This window comes from Thermoclostridium caenicola, from assembly GCF_900142095.1.
Lineage (GTDB): Bacteria > Bacillota > Clostridia > DSM-8532 > DSM-8532 > Thermoclostridium_A > Thermoclostridium_A caenicola.
This window is the reverse complement of record NZ_FQZP01000022.1, coordinates 1-19065: the sequence shown is the minus strand read 5'-3', so window position 1 is coordinate 19065 and position 19065 is coordinate 1. Positions and strand designations below refer to the sequence as shown.

Annotated in this window: 15 protein-coding genes and 1 tRNA gene; 14 read left to right on the top strand and 2 right to left on the bottom strand. The window is 51.7% G+C overall.

What is annotated here, in order from left to right:
* The first annotated feature begins 122 nt into the window (after window positions 1-122).
* The 6 genes from tgt to F3H12_RS07285 all read left to right on the top strand — a co-directional run bounded on the left by tgt (window position 123) and on the right by F3H12_RS07285 (window position 5529).
* Window positions 123-1244, top strand: coding sequence for a tRNA guanosine(34) transglycosylase Tgt (gene tgt, locus F3H12_RS07310; RefSeq protein ID WP_149678685.1), 1122 nt, complete (start codon window positions 123-125; stop codon window positions 1242-1244).
* 130 nt (window positions 1245-1374) lie between these two features.
* Complete coding sequence (yajC, locus tag F3H12_RS07305; RefSeq protein WP_149678684.1) at window positions 1375-1725, top strand: preprotein translocase subunit YajC; 351 nt, start codon at window positions 1375-1377, stop codon at window positions 1723-1725.
* A 180-nt stretch (window positions 1726-1905) separates the two neighbouring features.
* Window positions 1906-2430 (top strand): ribosome maturation factor RimM, encoded by a 525-nt coding sequence (gene rimM, locus F3H12_RS07300; RefSeq protein ID WP_149678683.1) that lies wholly within the window; start codon window positions 1906-1908, stop codon window positions 2428-2430.
* On the top strand, window positions 2420-3238 hold the full coding sequence (trmD, locus tag F3H12_RS07295) for a tRNA (guanosine(37)-N1)-methyltransferase TrmD (protein WP_149678682.1): 819 nt from the start codon (window positions 2420-2422) through the stop codon (window positions 3236-3238). The genes rimM and trmD overlap by 11 nt, the downstream gene beginning before the upstream one ends.
* Window positions 3186-4484, top strand: a complete 1299-nt coding sequence (locus tag F3H12_RS07290; protein ID WP_149678681.1) for a replication-associated recombination protein A — start codon at window positions 3186-3188, stop codon at window positions 4482-4484. The genes trmD and F3H12_RS07290 overlap by 53 nt, the downstream gene beginning before the upstream one ends.
* Window positions 4485-4674: 190 nt before the next feature.
* On the top strand, window positions 4675-5529 hold the full coding sequence (locus tag F3H12_RS07285) for a class D sortase (RefSeq protein WP_149678680.1): 855 nt from the start codon (window positions 4675-4677) through the stop codon (window positions 5527-5529).
* Between the two features lie 438 nt (window positions 5530-5967).
* Here F3H12_RS07285 and F3H12_RS07280 read toward each other — a convergent pair whose 3' ends face one another.
* Entirely contained in the window at window positions 5968-8055 is a 2088-nt protein-coding gene (locus F3H12_RS07280) for a sodium-translocating pyrophosphatase (RefSeq protein WP_149678679.1), read from the bottom strand.
* Window positions 8056-8374: 319 nt separating this feature from the next.
* Here F3H12_RS07280 and mnmL point away from each other — a divergent pair, with 319 nt between their 5' ends.
* Window positions 8375-9355 carry a tRNA modification radical SAM protein MnmL/YtqA gene (mnmL, locus tag F3H12_RS07275; protein ID WP_340162577.1) on the top strand — a complete coding sequence of 327 codons (981 nt, stop codon included), beginning with the start codon at window positions 8375-8377 and terminating at the stop codon, window positions 9353-9355.
* 83 nt (window positions 9356-9438) lie between these two features.
* On the opposite strand, the gene gltX is transcribed toward mnmL, so the two are convergent.
* The gene (gene gltX / locus F3H12_RS07270) at window positions 9439-10902 is read right to left on the bottom strand and encodes a glutamate--tRNA ligase (RefSeq protein ID WP_149678678.1); all 1464 of its coding nucleotides are present in this window, start codon (window positions 10900-10902) and stop codon (window positions 9439-9441) included.
* Window positions 10903-11249: 347 nt separating this feature from the next.
* Between gltX and F3H12_RS07265 the strand changes: the two genes are divergently transcribed.
* The 7 genes from F3H12_RS07265 to F3H12_RS07235 form a co-directional block, all read left to right on the top strand.
* Window positions 11250-11765, top strand: coding sequence for a sigma-70 family RNA polymerase sigma factor (locus F3H12_RS07265; protein WP_243133225.1), 516 nt, complete (start codon window positions 11250-11252; stop codon window positions 11763-11765).
* Window positions 11758-12894 carry a hypothetical protein gene (locus F3H12_RS07260; protein ID WP_149678677.1) on the top strand — a complete coding sequence of 379 codons (1137 nt, stop codon included), beginning with the start codon at window positions 11758-11760 and terminating at the stop codon, window positions 12892-12894. Before F3H12_RS07265 ends, F3H12_RS07260 begins: the two co-directional genes overlap by 8 nt.
* A 219-nt stretch (window positions 12895-13113) precedes the next feature.
* Window positions 13114-13199: transfer RNA gene (locus tag F3H12_RS07255), tRNA-Tyr, on the top strand.
* Window positions 13200-13568: 369 nt separating this feature from the next.
* Window positions 13569-15050: an ABC transporter substrate-binding protein gene (locus tag F3H12_RS07250; RefSeq protein WP_149678676.1), complete on the top strand. Its 1482-nt coding sequence runs from the start codon at window positions 13569-13571 to the stop codon at window positions 15048-15050.
* A gap of 54 nt (window positions 15051-15104) precedes the next feature.
* Window positions 15105-16655 (top strand): type 2 periplasmic-binding domain-containing protein, encoded by a 1551-nt coding sequence (locus tag F3H12_RS07245; RefSeq protein WP_149678675.1) that lies wholly within the window; start codon window positions 15105-15107, stop codon window positions 16653-16655.
* An 89-nt stretch (window positions 16656-16744) separates the two neighbouring features.
* Window positions 16745-17815: an FAD-binding protein gene (locus tag F3H12_RS07240; protein ID WP_149678674.1), complete on the top strand. Its 1071-nt coding sequence runs from the start codon at window positions 16745-16747 to the stop codon at window positions 17813-17815.
* Window positions 17816-18070: 255 nt separating this feature from the next.
* Window positions 18071-19065 (top strand): S-layer homology domain-containing protein (locus tag F3H12_RS07235; RefSeq protein ID WP_149678673.1); only part of this gene is annotated, 995 nt, incomplete at its 3' end.

Sequence of the window (19065 nt, the reverse complement as noted above, 5' to 3'; positions counted from 1 at the left end):
TATTTATGCCACCTTTAGGCTCAACCTCGCGTAACCGTTTTGTCTACCGGCCTGTGAAACGTGGTATAATATCTTCATGTGCCGATACATCGGACAGACAGGACATTTGAAAGGGGAATAGCATGCCCGCAATAAGATACGAACTCATCAAGACATGCAAGCAGTCGGGGGCCCGTCTTGGACGGATTCACACCCCCCACGGCAGTTTCGAAACGCCTGTTTTCATGCCGGTGGGTACCCAGGCCACGGTGAAGGGAATGTCACCCGATGAACTGAAGGAGATAGATGCCCATATCATTCTGAGCAATACCTATCACCTGTTCCTGAGGCCGGGAAGCGAGCTCGTGAGGGATGCGGGCGGGCTCCACGGCTTTATGAACTGGGACCGGTCCATCCTGACGGACAGTGGCGGCTTCCAGGTTTTCAGCCTGAGCGACTTGAGGGATATCACCGAGGAGGGGGTCACCTTCCGATCCCATATTGACGGTTCAAAAAAGTTCATGTCTCCCGAGATATCCATCAAGACCCAGAACGATCTGGGGGCCGATATCATCATGGCTTTTGACGAATGTGCCCCATATCCTTGTGACTTTGATTATGCCAGGAAGTCCATGGAAATGACCACGCGATGGGCCAAACGCTGTAAACAGGCCCACGCAAGACCGGAGGACCAGGCGCTTTTCGGTATCGTCCAGGGCAGCGTTTATCCGGAACTGCGAAAGGAGAGTGCCAAGCAAATTACGGACCTGGATTTCCCCGGGTATGCCGTTGGTGGCCTGAGCGTGGGTGAGCCCGGTGAGGTCATGAAGGAGATGCTGGAGATCACCGTGCCCCTGCTTCCGGCGGACAAACCCCGGTACCTCATGGGGGTGGGCAGCCCGGACTATCTGATCGAAGGTGTTATACGGGGGATCGACATGTTCGACTGCGTGTTGCCAACCCGTATCGGCCGCAACGGGACCGTTTTCACTTCCAGCGGGCGTATCATCGTACGGGATGCCAAATATGCCCGTGATTTCTCCCCGATGGATCCGGAATGCGATTGTTATGCCTGCAGAAACTTTACCCGCGCATACATCCGGCATCTGTTCAAGACAGGGGAGATCCTGGGGCTGCGACTTGCCACCTGGCACAACCTGCGGTTCCTGATAAATCTGATGAGCGATATCAGGCAGGCTATCAGGGAAGACAGGCTGCTGGATTTCAGGAAGGAGTTCTTCACCCGGTTCGGCTACCCTCTCTAGACGGCAGAAGATATTTTTCGGGCAGTATCCGGGAATGAAGCCATAAAAAGCTGAAAACATTGCTAATCTGCGGCAAATAATGTATAATACCGTTGATGTTCAAAAGGAAAAAGACTGGGAGGTTACTTTTATGCAGTTTTTCTTGCCATTTTTGGCCGAAGCGGCAGCTGATATCGATCCCAACGCACCGGGCTATGAACTGACCGGCGCTTCATCGATTTGGTCCATGCTCATCATCATTCTTCCGCTGGTGCTCATGTATGTGATTCTCATCGTACCGCAGCGCAGGAGGGACAAAAAGCTGCGCGACCAGATCAACAGTGCCATCGTTGGCGACGAGATCGTGACCATCGGCGGTTTGTGCGGTAAGATTGTCAATATCAAGGACGATGAGGTTACTTTTGAAACCAGCATCGAGCGTACCAAGGTCACCATCAAGAAGTGGGGAATCAAGGAAGTCAAAAAGCCCATTCAGTCATGAGGATGCTGATCCGGTGCAAATGCGGCGAGCATCGTCCGGTGATACAGAAATCTTTTGCATAGACAGGTTTGAGTCCCCGGCTGCATTTCCGGGGATTTGACATATCATGGCGTTTTCGTTCAATTACCCGAAAAGGCTTGATTGAAGCCTGGAAAGACAACAAAAAGAAAGGCGGCGTCTATGGAGAAGGAAAAGGATTTCCTTGCAGTAGGGAAGATCGTGAATACCCACGGCGTCAGGGGAGAACTTCGCGTCATCCCGATGACGTCGGATATCTCGCGCTTTGACTACCTGCTATACACGTGGATCAGGGTGGACGGCAGGCTTCGGGAGTATCGTGTGACCAAGGTCAGGTACCACAAGCAGTTTGTCCTTGTGAAGCTTCAGGGCATCGACAATATGACCGACGCCGAAACGCTCAAGGGCTGTGAGCTTTTGGTGGACAGGGAACATGCCAGGCCCCTTGAAGAGGATGAATACTTTATCTGTGATATCATCGGCATGCAGGTTTACGAGGGGGATCAGCTGCTGGGCGAACTGACCGATGTCCTTGAGACGGGCAGCAATGACGTGTATGTGGTGACCGACAGAAAAACAAAAAAGGAGATCCTGATTCCTGCGCTGAAGTCGGTAGTGACCCAGGTTGACCTGGAGAATAAGCGGATGCAGGTGATACTTCCGGAGGGTTTGCTGGATGAGGTTTGACATACTGACACTCTTTCCCGAGAGTGTCGATCGTTTTTTAAATGAAAGCATCATTGGCCGGGCCAGGGAGAAAGGGATCCTGGACATCCGTACCATCAATATCCGGGATTTCTCGAAGGACAAGCACAGGAAGACCGATGATTACCCCTACGGCGGCGGAGCCGGCATGGTGATGACACCACAGCCCATCTATGATGCCTGGCGCAGCGTGGTGGATGAAGTAGGGTACAGGCCCAGGACCATTTATATGAGCCCACAGGGCAGGCTGTTCAACCAGAGTATTGCCCGGGAACTGAAGGAAGAAAAGCATCTCATCATTTTATGCGGGCATTATGAGGGTGTGGATGAGCGGGTCCTGGAAGAGATCGTGGATGACGAGATCTCCATTGGGGATTATGTCCTGACCGGCGGCGAACTGCCTGCCATGGTCCTTGTGGATTGCGTGTCCCGGCTTGTGGACGGCGTTTTGTCTTCGGAGGAATCCTTCTCCAGGGAATCCCATTACGACGGCCTTCTGGAGTATCCCCAGTATACCCGCCCGCCTGAGTTCATGGGAAGAAAGGTGCCGGAGATCCTGCTCACAGGGCACCATGCCAATATAGAAAAGTGGCGTTTCCTGCAGATGCTGGAACGGACGAAGGCCAGGCGGCCTGATCTTTACGCCCGCTATGAAGAGCAGAACAGGGAGAAGGTCCTGGAAGCCTACGGCCTTCTGCCCAAAAAAAGAAGACGGAAAAAGACCAACGGAGAGAGCCATGGCGAACAAGGAACCTCTAGCGTACAGGATGGCACCCAGAACCCTGGATGAGTTTGTGGGACAGGAGCATATCTTAGGCAAAGGCAAAATGCTGCACCGCATGATCCAGGCCGACAGGATTTCCTCCATCATCCTGTTTGGCCCGCCGGGTACGGGCAAGACCTCCATCGCCCGCATCATCGCCAATACCACCAAGGCGCCTTTTTACAGGCTCAATGCCGTGACTGCCGGCGTGAAGGATATCAAGCAGGTTGTGGAGGATACCCAGAATACCTTTTTGAATCCGGGCGGAAAATCGGTTCTGTTCATCGATGAGATCCATCGGTTCAACAAGGCGCAGCAGGATGCCCTGCTTCCCTACGTGGAAGACGGTACGGTGGTGCTGATCGGGGCCACCACGGAGAATCCTTTCTTTGAGGTCAACAAGGCCCTTATCTCACGCTCCACGGTCTTCATGCTTGAACCACTGAAAAAGGAGCATATTTCCAGGATCATTGATATGGCGCTTTCCGACAGGGAAAGAGGCCTGGGAGAATTGCCGGTGCGCCTCGATGCAGATGCCAGGGAGTTTCTCATCGAAATGGCCGGCGGTGATGCCAGGGTGGCGTTGAACGCACTGGAACTGGCTGTGATGACCACTCCCATGAACGAGGACAGGCAATACCATATAACGCTGGACATCATTGTGGACTGCGTGCAGAAGAAACCGGTCCGTTTCGATAAATCGGCGGAACAGCATTATGATAATATCAGTGCCTTCATCAAATCCATGAGGGGCAGCGATCCGGACGCAGCTGTTTTTTACCTGGCGCGGGCCCTCTATGCCGGGGAGGATCCGGAATTCCTGGCCAGAAGGATCATGATCTGTGCCGCTGAAGATGTGGGCATGGCCAACCCCAACGCGTTGACCGTGGCGGTGGCTGCTGCTGAGGCCGTCCGCATGATCGGGATGCCGGAGGCCAGGATTATCCTGGCCGAGGCGGCGGTGATGGTTGCCACCAGTCCCAAGTCCAATGCTTCCTATATGGCCATTGAAAAGGCGCTTGAAGATGTGGAAAAGAAATATACCGGGGAGGTTCCCATGCATCTTCGCAATGCGCCGGTCAAAGGCATGGAGCACCTGGGATACGGTGTCGGCTATAAATACGCGCACGATTACCCGGGCAATATCGTTTATGACATGGAATATCTGCCGCCTGAGATGAAGGGTACCCAATACTACCATCCCACGGCCAACGGTTATGAGCTGAAGCTCAGGGAATGGCTGGAGAAACGCAGAAAGAAGCAGGAAGGATGAGATTTCTTGAAAGCGAAAGGTTTCAATGTTTTAAGAAGAATCCTGGCATGGCTGATGCTGCTCTTTTTCGTACTGCTTCTTGTCAATCTTTTTGTTTTCAGGATATACCTGGCTGAATCGGCTGTTGCATACGGTACCATGGTTGCTTTATTCTTTTTTATGAAAGGTATTACCAGAGGAGGTAACCATTATGAATCCGAAGAAGACGGAGCCGATGGAAACGAACCGGGAAAAAGCAGCTCAGGCGACCTCCAGGACCGACAGCAACAGTGATTCGTGTGAGGCCGGAACGGATGGCCGAAAGACCGGAAAAAAACATCGAAACACGCGCAAATGGATAGCCGTCCTGCTCTGCGCTATCGGTTTGCTGTTGATATGTGTTCCTCTTGTCATCACCCACATTAATGCCAGGCGGAGTGAAGATATCATTGAACAGTTCCTGAAGGAAGCCCAGCAGGCTTCCGTTGAGGAGATTGTGGTACCGAGCCTCGATGAGACACCGGCGTCTGACAGTACGGTGCTGTCCGCAACAGCTGTCAGCCCGGAACCTGCCCCATCGGATGGGGATGGAGCAGAAGAACCGTCTGCTGGCGGAAGTCCGTCGCCGGCATCAACCAAGAAGCCGCTCATGTCGGCTGAAGAGATAAAGCAAAGGATGACAGCTGTTTTGATCATCGACAAGATAAAGCTGAAGATGATTGTGATGGACGGTGTGGATGAGGAGACCCTCCGTGTGGCTGCGGGAAGGATGCCCGAAACAGGGAACTTTGACGAGATCGGGAATGTGGTGCTGGCCGGGCACCGGAGCTATACCTTTGGCAAATACTTCAACCGTCTGGATGAACTGGAACCTGGTGACAGGATCGTGGTGCAGACCAAGAATAAAACCCTGGAGTACGAAGTGTACAAGAAGCACATCATAGAGCCCGATGATCTGTCCATCCTTAAACAGAGCGATTCGGAAAAGATCCTGACCCTGTTCACCTGCCATCCGGTGATGATAGCCACTCACCGGCTGGTGGTTCATGCAAGACAGATCAACTGAGCAGTATGAAAGGCCTTCGAAGGGGGCCTTTTTTATGCCTTCAGGTGTTATTGCGGGCCCAGTGCGGCAATCTCCAGTATCTAACTTCCAATCTCTTAGGTCCGGACTGTCATTGCGAGCGGAACTGAGTGTAGCGCTGCAATCTTACAAAACCCGCAAAACAGTACCTGTGATGTCATTGCGAGCACCACGCTAGCGGTGCGTGGCAATCTCCGGGAGCCCATAAAAACCGGCCGCTTTGTTGCACGGCTGCCCTCATCCCATTCTCACAGGCTGTTTTGGCGTCTTATGGCAATGTAACCTTGCCCTTTACGGGCTCCCTCTGAGAGGATACATCCCGGTGCCATTGCGAGCGTAACGTGGTAAACTCACCTTATGCCTCCAACAAGCAAAAAGGCCGGCCGTTAAAAACGACCGGCCTCATAATTGCAATCGGCATTACTTCATGAGGGTGTTGCTCATGATGAAGGATGCGAATACGATGGATACCATGGAGAGCAGCTTGATCAGGATGTTGATGGAAGGACCGGATGTATCCTTGAAGGGATCGCCCACCGTATCGCCTACAACAGCGGCCTTGTGCGGATCGGAGCCTTTGCCGCCGAAGTTTCCGGCTTCAATGTACTTCTTGGCATTGTCCCATGAACCGCCGGAGTTGGCCATCATGATGGCGAGAATGAACCCGGATACGGTCGCGCCGGCCAGCATGCCCGCAACGCCGTTAACACCCAGCAGAAGACCCACAAGGATGGGGGCGATGATGGCAACTAATGCGGGTGTGAGCATTTCCTTCTGGGCAGCCCTGGTGCAGATATCGACGCAGCTGGCATAGTCGGGCTGCGCATTGCCTTCCATGAGGCCAACGATTTCCTTGAACTGCCTTCTGACTTCCACAACGATCTGTTGAGCAGCCCTGCCCACAGCTTCCATGGTGAGGGATGCGAAGAGGAACGGCAACATGCCGCCCACAAACAGACCGATCAGCACGGGCGGATTGACCAGATCGAGGTTGAAAACGAAATTGGGATTAATGAGCTTCACTTCGTCTGTATAAGCCGCAATGAGGGCCAGTGCCGTCAGGGCAGCAGAACCAATGGCAAATCCCTTACCGGTAGCCGCAGTGGTGTTGCCAAGGGAATCCAGCGCGTCCGTGCGCTGCCTGACCTCGGGAGGCAGGTGGGACATTTCGGCAATACCGCCTGCGTTGTCGGCCACGGGACCATAAGCGTCGGTGGCCAGCGTGATACCCAGGGTGCTGAGCATACCCACGGCCGAGATACCTACGCCGTACAGGCCCAGGTTAAAGTTGCTGGCGCCGCCGGCCAGGAAGAAGCTTGCCGCTACGGCTGCGCCCACAATGATTACCGGAATGGCGGTGGACAGCATACCCAGGGACAGTCCGCCGATGATGATGGTGGCCGGACCGGTCAGGGAGGTTTTAGCAAGCTTTCTGGTAGGGTTGTAGGTGTCTGAGGTGAAGTATTCTGTGACAAAACCGATGAGGTTACCGGCAACCAGACCGCTGACGATTGCCCAGAAAACGCCCATGTTATTGGGCAAAATGTTGCGCACAAGGAAGTAGGCGGCCACGAATATCAGCACAGAACTGATATACACGCCGGTTCTCAGCGCTCTCAGCAAAGTCTTCTGTTCGGCTTTTTCGCCCGAACGCACGAAGAATGTTCCGATGATGGACGCAATAACGCCGATAGCTGCCATCACCATGGGGATGGTAACACCATTTACACCGAGACCGGCAGCAACCGCCAGGGCGCAGGTGGAAACGATGGAACCAACATAGGATTCGTAAAGGTCAGCGCCCATACCGGCCACGTCACCCACGTTGTCACCAACGTTATCAGCGATAACGGCAGGATTTCTGGGGTCATCCTCAGGGATGCCGGCTTCCACCTTGCCAACCAGGTCTGCGCCCACGTCGGCAGCCTTGGTGAAGATACCGCCGCCCACACGGGCGAAAAGAGCCATGGAGCTGGCGCCCATACCGAAGGTCAGCATTGCGCTGGTTATATTTTGAATCCTTTGAGCAGGATCGAGATCACGGTAGAACCAATCAAGGAAGAAGTACCAGATGCTCAGGTCCAGAAGACCAAGACCAACAACTACCAGACCCATAACGGCTCCGCTGTTGAAAGCCACGCGGAGACCGCTGTTGAGGCTTTCCCTTGCCGCATTGGCCGTTCTGGCGTTTGCCGCCGTGGCGATCTTCATACCGAGGAAACCGGAGAGGCCGGAGAAGAAACCACCGGTGAGGAAAGCGAAAGGTACGAAGGGTGTTAAGAATCCGGCTATTGCAAGCGCTGCCAGAATAACCATCATGACGATGAAGAATATGGCCACGCCTGAATACTGCCTTTTGAGGTACGCATTGGCACCTTGACGGATTGCGTCCGCAATCTTTTTCATTTGATCGGTGCCCTCGCTCTTTCTCGTTACGCTGTATGCCAGGTATCCGGCAAAGCACAATGCGAGAACAGAGCCGATCGGGGCTAACAGCATCATGTTCATGTTCACTACCCTCCTAAAAAGTAAGACTAATCAAACAATATATATATTAACGTTTAATTCACATAATATCAATCGGATTTTCAGGAATGGACAGCGCTCAGGAAGCGCCGTTCCCGGTTTTCGCTCTCCTTTGGAGCATTCTTCCCGCCCCGTACTCAGTGGTACTGTGCCATTATTGCCGGAACCTGTCCTTTCATGAGTTTGAGCTGCCTGCTATGATGAATTTGCGATGTGCGTCAGGGCTGACGGCTTGTATTTTTCATGATGCGTGTTATGATTAATCCGTCGGGAACAGTCTTTGCAGCATGACGGAGCAAGTGTGCCCAGAAAGGCATCCTGGCTGTGCTCCAATGGGAAGAAAGGCAGAGAAGCAATGCTTTGGGGAGACAAGAGGTATTTTTCCCTGAAATACTATCTCAGAAAACGTTTTCCCGGGAAAATCAAAAAGATTGCCATAGATGCCGGGTTCACGTGTCCCAACCGTGACGGCACCCTGGGCTATGGCGGCTGCATATTCTGCAGCGGCAAGGGTTCCGGAGATACAGGAGGCTCCAGGGAAATGCCCATAGAGGAGCAGATTGCCCGGGGTATGGCCTACCATGAAAACCGGTACGGCATCCGCCAGTTCATCGTTTATTTCCAGGCCTTCACCAATACCCACGGTGATCCAGGTTATCTCAGGAAGCTCTATGAAAAGGCGATTCAGGACGACAGGGTGGTGGCCCTGTCCATTGCCACTAGGCCGGATTGTCTTGGCCCGGAGATTTTGGATGTGTTGGATGAGGTCAACCGGAAAAAGCCATTATGGGTTGAACTGGGCCTTCAGACCATCCATGATCGGACAGCTGAGCTTATCGGCAGGCGCTTTGACCTGCCATGTTTTGATCAGGCGGTATGGAATTTGAAAAATCGGGGCATTGAGGTTATATGCCACACCATCCTGGGGCTGCCCGGTGAAACCCCGCAGGATATGATAGAGACGGCCCGGTATGTGTCCCGCAGTGGTGTGCAGGGCATCAAACTGCAGCTGTTGCATGTTCTTGAAGGAACGGCCCTGGCCGATATGTACCAGAGAGGGGAATTCCCCCTGATGGAGCGGGAAGCGTATGTTAAGACCGTGGTCGACTGCCTGGAAGTCTTGTCCCCGGATATCGTCATACACAGGCTCACCGGCGATGGGCCCAGGGATATCCTGCTCGGTCCCCTCTGGAGCCTGGACAAGATTGGTGTCCTCCAGGATATAGACAGGGAACTGGTTTGGCGGGACAGCTGGCAGGGAAAATATCATCAGCAGGTATAATACACCTTCCGGAACCACGGCAGGGCAAAGAAGTGAATCGAAAGAAAACGGGCTGTTTTCATACGGAAAACAGCCCGCTTCTGTTATGCCAGCGCCTTTTCCAGGCGTTCAATGCCTATTTGGATGCGTCTTACGGTTTCCTCCTTACCCAGGATGTCCGCGATTTCAATAGCGCCGCCGGGCGTGACCTCCCATCCGGACAGGGCCGTTCTGATGGGCCACAGCATCTGTCCGTTCTTGATGCCCATGGATTCCACCAGGGAAAGCAGGGAACTGTGAATCGATTCCTCGGTCCATGGCTCCAGCTTTTCAAGGACAGGCAGTGCGGCCTTCAGGTTTTCAAGAGAGTTCTCCAGGGTGGTCTTCATCTTCTTGTGGGTATATATGTTCAGGTCGTAATCTTCCAGGCTGTTGAAGAAGCCCACCTTGGACGGGATTTCGGTCAGGACTTCAACCCTGTTCTGAAGGAGTTTGCTTACCTTGGCCAGATCGATGGCCTTGTTGGTGATGGCCTTCTCCAGATAGGGCAGGGCCAGGCTGTGGAACTTTTCGGCAGGCATCGCCCGGATGTATTCCGCGTTGAACCAGCGCAGCTTTTCCATATCGAAACAGGACGGGGACTTGCTGATGCGCCGGATATCAAAAGCTTTTTCGAGCTCGGCCAGGGAGAAGATCTCCTGGTTGCTGTCCGGCGACCATCCCAAAAGGGCGATGTAATTGATGATGGCTTCCACCAGGAAACCCATTTCCACCAGGTCCTCAAAGGATGCGTCACCCTTGCGTTTGGAAAGCTTGCTGCCGTCGGGTTTTACGATCAGCGGCAGATGGACGTAAACAGGCTTTTCCCAGTCAAAGGCATCGTAAAGCAGGTTGTACTTCGGCGTAGAGGTGAGGTACTCGCTGCCCCGGACCACATGGGTGATTCCCATGAGATGGTCGTCGATGACATTGGCGAAATTATAGGTGGGAAGACCGTCGGACTTGATCAGGATCTGATCTTCCAGCATATTGTTTTCAATGGTAATGGTACCGAAAACCATGTCATCGAAGGTGGTGGAGCCTTCGCGGGGCATTTTCTGGCGGATGACCCAGGGCTCGCCCTTGGCGAGTTTCTCCTCCACCTCTTCCTTCGACAGCTTCAGGCAATGCCGGTCGTACATGAAGGTTTCGCCTTTGGCCTCCGCCTCACTGCGGAGCTGCTCAAGCCTTTCCTTGGAACAGAAGCAGTAGTAGGCATGCCCCTTCTCTACCAGTTCCCTGGCATAGGGAAGGTAGATATGTCTTCTCTGGCTCTGGATGTATGGCCCGCACGGACCGCCTATATCCGGTCCCTCATCGTGTTTTAAGCCGCAGAGTTTCAGTGTGTTGTAGATGACATCCACCGCACCCTCTACCAGTCTTTCCTGGTCGGTATCCTCTATCCTCAAAATGAATTTGCCGTTCATGGAACGCGCGATCAGGTATTCGTAAAGGGCAGTCCGCAGGTTGCCGATATGCATGTATCCTGTCGGGCTTGGCGCATAGCGTGTTCTGACTTCTCTTGCCATTGTTGATACCTCGCTTTTTCCTGCTCACAAATTGCTTATTTGCAAAAACAGCCTGTATTCAGGCTGGCTGAAAGCATACTCATTTTACCAGAAGTATTTTTCACTTTCAAATATTTATACCTGATCCCCGGGATGGCGCGGGACCAGAACGTTACGTGTTGATTTCCCTGTTTCTTTGAAAAGGCTTCCTTTTTCCTGCCGCGTTTGATAAGATCCGATTGTGGCTGCATCCCATGCGTGAAGATTTTTATCGGCTCATGTCAATATTGGCGCCAATCTCTGGATACACCGCTGGTGTGAACCAAATCGTATCTCTTGCGTCAAATAAAATGAAGGAGGGTGGGTAGGTGGCTCCTTCTGAAAAAATGAATGAAATAACCAGGCTGGTTGAGCAGTACGGGGATGACGTGATGAGAACGGCATACGTGATGCTCAAATCAAAAGAACTGGCCGAGGATGCATACCAGGAAACCTTTTTGAGATTATGCAGGTATTATGACAGTTATCGGAAAGAGTGCAGCGAAAAAACGTGGATAACGGGTATTGTGATCAATGTTTGCAGGGACTTTCTGAGAAGCGCATGGAAAAAGCGGGTCACTGTAACCGATGATTTCAGCGCCCAGATTTCTGAAAGCGATACACAGGAGATCGTTGAGAAAAAGGATGAAAAAGAGGAATTGCTTCGTTCCATCATGAAGCTCCCGGATAAATATCGCGAAATGATCCATTTATATTATTATCAGGAACTGGATATCAAGGAGATTTCCCGAATTCTGAAGATACCCGGCGGTACGGTGAAAAGCAGGCTTTTCAAAGCCCGGAATCTGCTTGCAGGCATGCTGGGAGGTGAGGCGAATGGCTGAAAATAGGAACAAGGACAGGCACGGCATGCTCCTGGACGATGATTTTGTGCGGAAAACATACAAGGCTGGGCTCGAACAGCTCAAGGCCTCCGATGAACTGATAAAGACCACCCTGGACAGGTGCCGGGCCGAATTGGAAGATGGCAGTAAAAAGCGGAAGACCGGCTTTTCATGGAATCGGTTTGCCCTGGTTGGTACCCCGGTTGCGGCTTGCCTGCTGGGCCTGGTCATCCTGCTTAATCAGCCCATGATGAATTCAAAATCGGCGCAGGACATGGCTCCTTCGCAGGCTCCCGAAGTTGCCGGTATGGCCGCCGCCGGTGCTTCTGATGGTGCGCAGGCTCCCCAGGCAAGGGCGGATAATAGCCATGAGTCGGAGAATGCAATGGAAGAGGTGCCAAATGTAACTGCGTTGAAAAAGGGCGACGTGCAGGGCCTTACGATCATGTTCAGTGAAGCAATCAGTCCGGTTTATGGGTCCATTGATTACAGCCATTCTCTCACGCCTGCGGCGGGCAGACGGGATTTGCCGCCGGATGCGGCGAAAGCCATTCTGGATGCCTATAATCAGGCGTGGGGAAGCCGTTATACCTGTGATGCAAACGCGGTACTGGCCATATCCACCCTGAAGGCGGGCGGCATCAGCGGGGAGAACCTTCGCCAGGCCTCGGGTTTCGGTGAATTGCTGGGTGAACAGGAATACCATATGATGCCGCTCCGGGATGAGAACCAGGCATACAGCCTTCTCCTTCCTGTCGTTGAGTCGGCAGTATCTTATGATGACCCTTCCGCTGCACCCTTTGACATTGTTTACACCCATGCGGGCAGAACATGGCTGTCATCCATGTACGCTGCGGTTCCCGCCGACAACGACCAGATTGCTTTCCTGTTGGACCGGGAGGGACACCAGGAACTCGTGCGGGTAACGTTCGGGGTAGAGCAGATAACCGATTACAGGATTATCGACATCAACTACGGTTATGACTTTATGATTCTTATCAAAGCTGATGACAAAGAATATGCCATACCTCATATGACGGTAAGAACAGCGAAAAGCCTGGAAAATCACAAGGCATACCTGGCAAGCGATGCGCTGAAGGGACTTGCAGACAGCCTTGAAACACAATAATGCTGTGACGGCAGACTGAGCATTGTGGAGCGGGTGATCCTTGGGTTGACCCATGGATGGTCTTGCTTCAGGTGAAAGTGAGCGTCTGCCAGGCGCAAAGCGGGCTGCGTGGCTCTGACAGATAAATGCAGTCGAATTCATGAAGAAAAGTGTTGACAAAACCATGCCCCTCGTGTAATATTGTTTATGCGGCTTTTGAAACCCGCAAAAACAGAATAAGGGAGGATTCCCGAGTGGCCAAAGGGGGCAGACTGTAAATCTGTTGTCTGACGACTTCGGTGGTTCGAATCCACCTCCTCCCACCAGAAAATCCCACATGGATGCATGTGGGATTTTTTCATGTCTTCACGATGCCGGCCGTTCCAATAAATGCCCTACAGGCACACATTCAGTCTCCGGATATAAACATCATGATGACGGCATATAAATTTTGGTATATAATATTTACCAATGATACTATACATTCTTAATTTATGGCGAATTTGGCATGAACGCGGCAGTTCGGGACGCGTTTGCTCCGGATGGGCAGCATCCGCCTCAAACTGCATCGATGGGATGACAACAGGATGACCATGATGGAGCTTTGCTTATGATACTGGGCATTAGCCTGACAGGCTTTCATGGATTTCTCGTGAGATGTATTAGCAAAAGCGTCAAATGAGAGGTGTGTATCCATGATGAAACCGGCTCTGAAAAAAAACATCCTTATCGCTGTTCTGTGTGTGCTGGCAGTTTCGGTTCTCGCCGCAGCCCTGCTGCTGGGCGGAAGCAATGCACAGAATCCGCGGCAGGCAGTATCGGACGATGGAAATATTCCTGCATCCGATACGCCATCACCGGCTGAAACAAGCGGAACGGCGGCCCCTTCAGAAACAGAGGAAGTCCAGTACTCGCCCGGCAAAATCACCCGTATCTATGTCTATACGACCGATCGGATGCTGGATACGTTCGTTGAACGATATGGAGAGGAGCATTGGGATTTCGATTACCGGGTGCTGGCCACGACAGATCAAACGACTCTCTATGCTGACGACGTGTTCAGATTAGTAAAGGATAATCTGATAAACAACACGGAACCCATGGATCTGTTCTGTGTTCCTGTCGCGTATGCGCCTCTGTTCACTCATGGGGAATTATCCCAGTATGTATGCACCTATGAAGAACTGGGGATAGATGTGGATGCGCTGCTTGAAAAAATGGACATTCCTCAGCACATCATCAATGCCGGGACCAACCGGGATGGGAAACTGGTAGCCCTTCCTGTTGATTCCGAGGTCAACGTTTTTATGTATCGGCGGTCGGTGGCAAAAGAAGTTTTTGGAACCGATGATCCGGATAAGATCGCCGAGATCATCGGTGGGGGCACTGAAAGCTGGGATAAGTTCCTGGAGGCAGCCAAAACTTTGAAAGAGCACGGCTATTATATCGCTCCCGGATGCGATGATCTGTCATTCCTGGTTGACTGGAGCTGCCCTGTTTCGGAACTGCTGGATGTTAATCCCCGAATCAATCCCAAATGGGAAGCGTTTATGGATGTCGCAAAGAGCCTGTATGATGAAGGCTGCATCAAAGATACCGAAAGATGGAGCGAAGCGTGGTTCCAGGACATGAAAGGAAAAGGGGACAAGTTCTTTGGTATTGTGGCACCCGTGAGTCTGTCCGATTTCTTGGATGAAAATAATGAGACTTACGGTGACTGGGCCATTTGCCTGCCGCCTTTCCAAACCCAGGCGAAATTCTTTACAGGAATCATGGTCAGCAAGCATGCGCCCAATAAAGACTTAATCAAGCCCCTCATCGAATGGATGACGCTGGACAGTTCGCCAAACGGGCTTCAGTATCGACTGGCAAACGGGACCTTTTTCGAGAGTGGTAAAGTTAACGTAATCTCAAAAGCTGTTCTTAAAGCAAATGAAAACATATCGGATTTTCTCGGCGGGCAGGATCTCAATCCCATTATCTGCGAGGCCATGGACAGGCTTGATGCCCTGCATGATGCATCGGATCCCGGGAATTATGTAAACCATGATTATATTTCCTCGATATTCATGGATGAAACCCGGGCTTATGTCAAAGGCGAGAAGGACAAGGAAACCGCCATTGCGGATTTCCTGAGCCGCGTCAGGGAAAGGTGGATTGAAAGTTCCGTCCGGTAACCTGAAGATTTTGCAGAGATAAATCGACGAACCTGGCAAGGGGGACAAAAGTATATGAAACTGGCTATGGGAAAAAGGATCACAGTTGCTGTTGTGTGTGTGCTGGTTGCTGCGGCTGTTATAGCCGCTCTGTTTTTTGGAGCAAACGCCGGCACAACGCGTCAGGGAGAAACCGCGGCAGGAAGTACCGTCCCTCCATCATCCACGCCTTTGGATACCGGCAATGGGGAGCCGGACAATACCGGAACCGGGCAGACGCCTGAGCCCACAGGCGCAAAAAAGGTGCTCAATGTCTACTCCTACGATGATGAACTGGAACTCATTATTAATGAGTATATACGGCGTAATCCCGGGTTTGATTATGAAGTGCGCCTGTTTTACACCCCGCTGGTTGATTATTACCATACGCTGAGCCTGATCAACCAGAACCTGCCAGGCGACGCCGAGGCTGTGGCAGACATCTATTGTGTCCCCGTTGCCTATGCGTCCCATTTTACCAAGGGTGAGATGTCCCGTTATGCCTGCACCTATAAGGAACTGGGCATAGATGTGGAGGCTGCGCTGAAAAAGGCGGACATACCCCAGTATGTAATTGATGCCGGAACCAATCCGGACGGCGAGCTTATCGCATTGCCCTACAAACCCTATGTGCATGTCTTCATGTACCGGCGGTCCATAGCCAGGGAGGTTTGGGGTACAGATGATCCGGAAAGGATTTCCGAGATCATCGGCGGGGGTACCGAAAGCTGGGATAAGTTCCTGCAAGCGGCCCAGACGCTGAAAAAGCATGGTTATTATATCGTTCCGGGGTGCCATGATCTGTCCCTTATGATTGATACCAGCATTCAGGCTTTCAGCAGCGATTCAGATGCAGTGACATGGATCAATCCGGACTGGGAAGACTTCATGAAGATTTCAAAGGCGTTTTATGATCAGGGCTTTATCGGGGATATCCTCCCTTATGGCGAGGAATGGAGCATGGCCCTGAACGGCAAAGGTGACAAGCCGGCTTTTGGATTCTTCATCATGCTGGATTTCATCAATAACACGGCGCTTGACTATTACCTCAGGGATACGGCAGGCGACTGGGCCATATGTCTGCCCCCCTTTAAAACCGCTGATGGCAATGTAAGCGCCGGGGTCATGGTCAACAGGAACTCGCCCCATAAGGAAGCGCTTGGGCCGTTGATTGAATGGATCACGCTGGATTGCTCTGAAACAGGACTCCAGTATCTCAGGGCCACCGATACCCTCTATCGTCAGGATGCGGTTGGATATCATCTATACGAATTGGCCGGCGGGAAAAAGCCGGTGGTATCTGGTACCGTTCTTCATAACACCAGCACCGACATTGCATTTCTGGGAGGTCAGAACATCAATCCGGTGGTTTATGGATCCCAAAGGACACCATCCCGGGTGAACCATTCGTATTCAAGCCCGCAAAGCGGATTTTTCCTTGCGTGGTTTGAGGAAACGCAAGCATACATCAAGGGAGAAAAAAGTAAGGATGCTGCTGTTGCGGATTACCTCAGGCGGGCGGAAGAGCTTGCAGCAGGGTATAAGGAAACCTTCGAAGAATATGGCATGTCCCATTTGCTTCCGTAACCTGTTTGACAGCTCCGTGCTTCAAAATTTTCCGGCGACCTGCTATAATACACAATGTATGCCGGAAAACGGATACGGAGGTATGACACATGCCCTATGATATAGCCATTATCGGAGCGGGTCCTGCAGGGGCTACCCTTGCCAGGCTGCTTGATAAGCGATATAAGGTACTGCTTTTGGATAAAAGGGACCTGATGGAACCTGAGGAAGGAGAAAGGACCAAGTGCTGCGGTGGTCTTCTTGCGCCCGATGCCCAGGAAGTGCTGGGCAGGATGGGTCTGGCGGTGCCCGCAGGCGTGCTTGTGGATCGCCAGCTTTTCCTGGTAAGGACCATTGATTTTGATAACCATCTTGAACGGTATTACCAGCGCTTTTATCTGAACATGGACCGCAAGCGGTTTGATGAATGGATGGTCTCACTCATTCCTCCCCATGTGGATATGGGTATGAAATGCAGGTTTACTGCCCTGTCTGAGATGAATGAGGGCTATGAAATTGCCTTCATCCATAAGAACCGGATTTACACCGAAAGAGCACGCGTTATTGTGGCTGCCGATGGTGCCTGGTCCAATGTCCGGCGCCAGGTATTTCCCGAAAACCCGGGAATCATAAAGTATATTGCCATCCAGGAATGGTATGAGACTTCCGAAAGCATACCCTACTATGGTGCGATATTTGACAGCACTGTTACCGATTTTTATTCCTGGATTATTGCCAAGGACGGCAGGATGATCATCGGTTCAGCTCTGGATCCTGACAGGGAAGCCAGGAGCAGGTTTGAAAAACTGAAAAACGAGCTTCGTGATTTCGGCTATCTCTTCGGCAAGCGGATCAGGCGGGAAGGAGCTTATCTTCTTCGGCCTAGATCAGCATCCGGAATTATCACCGGCAATGATCATATGGCGCTTGTGGGTGAGGCGGCGGGCTTCATCAGCCCCAGCTCGGCCGAAGGCATCAGCTATGCCATAAGGAGTGCCATTGCCCTGGCCGACAGTCTCAATCAGGGAATTGAGGGATTCCAGTACCGTTACCGCAAGAATTTGAATCATCTTAAACGGAATATTATGCTGAAACGGCTGAAGTGCACGGCCATGTACAATAAAACGCTGAGAGGGCTCATCATGAGGAGCGGCATCCTGAGCACGGACATTATGGAATAGAACGATTTCCGCTAATGTGCATAAATGCTTATGTCATTGCGAGGAACGAAGTGACGAAGCAATCTCAATCATTTCCTCGGCCACTTCGACGATTTCACCTTTATCCTCGTACCTCAGAGATATAAATACCACTTTCCTGAAACGTGCCTGGAAAACAGCTTTCATAAATCCAGCCACGTTTTGAATTTACTAATATTGATAAATAATTACACTTAATGATAAGATTAACTCAACCAATTGTTAGGAGGTTGGGTTATGAAAAAGTCTCTCGCGATCCTGCTGACAGTTGTTTTGGTTCTGGCTGCTATGCCTTCGGGTATGAGCCGGTCACACGCGGAGGTGAGCTTCCAGGATGTACCCAAGGATGCCTGGTATTACGAGCACGTCCAGTATGTCGCCAACCACCCGCGGGAACTGATGGTGGGATACGCGGGAAAATTCGGACCCTTGGATAACCTCACGGTGGAACAGTTTATCAAGATAGCCGTAGCGGCTGCCGGCAAGGGTGTGGTCGTTCCTTCAGATAAATACTGGGGGGACGTCTATGTGTCCATTGGGTTGGAATTGGGTTTTGTGCAGCCGGGAGAGTTTACCGATTACAGACGACCCATCACAAGGGCCGAGATGGCCAGGATTATCATACGTTCTCTACCCATGATAACCGGAGAGAAAGATATTTCCTACAATGAAAACGAGATAAGGTCGAGGATAGCGGATTACGACAGCATCCCGGTAAACCTTAGGGATTATGTTTGCAAGGCCTATCAACTTGGCATTCTAGTGGGCGGAACGGATGGAAAGTTTAATCCCAACGGCAACCTGACGCGGGCGTCCGCAGCGGCGGTTATTCACAAGATGCTGGAACCCGGTCTGAGGACGGTTTATACGCCTCCGGAAGAAGTTTGGAGCGATGAGGAATTTGAAGCATACATCAGGGATAATGCCGAGGACTTCTATTGCATTGCCAAAATTGAAAATAGAAAAATATATCTTCGAAATGCAATTGTGACTACACCAACACTGTTATCTGATAAAAATAATCCTGATATTCATGAACTTCTTTATGAATGTGCTAAGACCATGGCATATTATGCCAACAAGAACGGCAATGCTTTAAGCATTGCATATAGTGAATTTTTCGGCGGATATGTCTCATTGGGATATCATCTTGTCAGCGATAAATATAAGCCGGATATTGAGCTGACCATCTATGCAGAGCCCCAGATGAACTATATTGCAGAAAGGTATGC

Excerpts from the sequence above, each read along its gene's own strand:
- F3H12_RS07245 (WP_149678675.1), top strand. The coding sequence starts at position 15,105 with ATGAAACTGGCTATGGGAAAAAGGATCACAGTTGCTGTTGTGTGTGTG.
- tgt (WP_149678685.1), top strand. The coding sequence starts at position 123 with ATGCCCGCAATAAGATACGAACTCATCAAGACATGCAAGCAGTCGGGG.
- F3H12_RS07290 (WP_149678681.1), top strand. The coding sequence starts at position 3,186 with ATGGCGAACAAGGAACCTCTAGCGTACAGGATGGCACCCAGAACCCTG.
- gltX (WP_149678678.1), bottom strand. The coding sequence starts at position 10,902 with ATGGCAAGAGAAGTCAGAACACGCTATGCGCCAAGCCCGACAGGATAC.
- yajC (WP_149678684.1), top strand. The coding sequence starts at position 1,375 with ATGCAGTTTTTCTTGCCATTTTTGGCCGAAGCGGCAGCTGATATCGAT.
- F3H12_RS07285 (WP_149678680.1), top strand. The coding sequence starts at position 4,675 with ATGAATCCGAAGAAGACGGAGCCGATGGAAACGAACCGGGAAAAAGCA.
- trmD (WP_149678682.1), top strand. The coding sequence starts at position 2,420 with ATGAGGTTTGACATACTGACACTCTTTCCCGAGAGTGTCGATCGTTTT.
- F3H12_RS07280 (WP_149678679.1), bottom strand. The coding sequence starts at position 8,055 with ATGAACATGATGCTGTTAGCCCCGATCGGCTCTGTTCTCGCATTGTGC.
- F3H12_RS07260 (WP_149678677.1), top strand. The coding sequence starts at position 11,758 with ATGGCTGAAAATAGGAACAAGGACAGGCACGGCATGCTCCTGGACGAT.
- F3H12_RS07240 (WP_149678674.1), top strand. The coding sequence starts at position 16,745 with ATGCCCTATGATATAGCCATTATCGGAGCGGGTCCTGCAGGGGCTACC.
- F3H12_RS07250 (WP_149678676.1), top strand. The coding sequence starts at position 13,569 with ATGATGAAACCGGCTCTGAAAAAAAACATCCTTATCGCTGTTCTGTGT.
- rimM (WP_149678683.1), top strand. The coding sequence starts at position 1,906 with ATGGAGAAGGAAAAGGATTTCCTTGCAGTAGGGAAGATCGTGAATACC.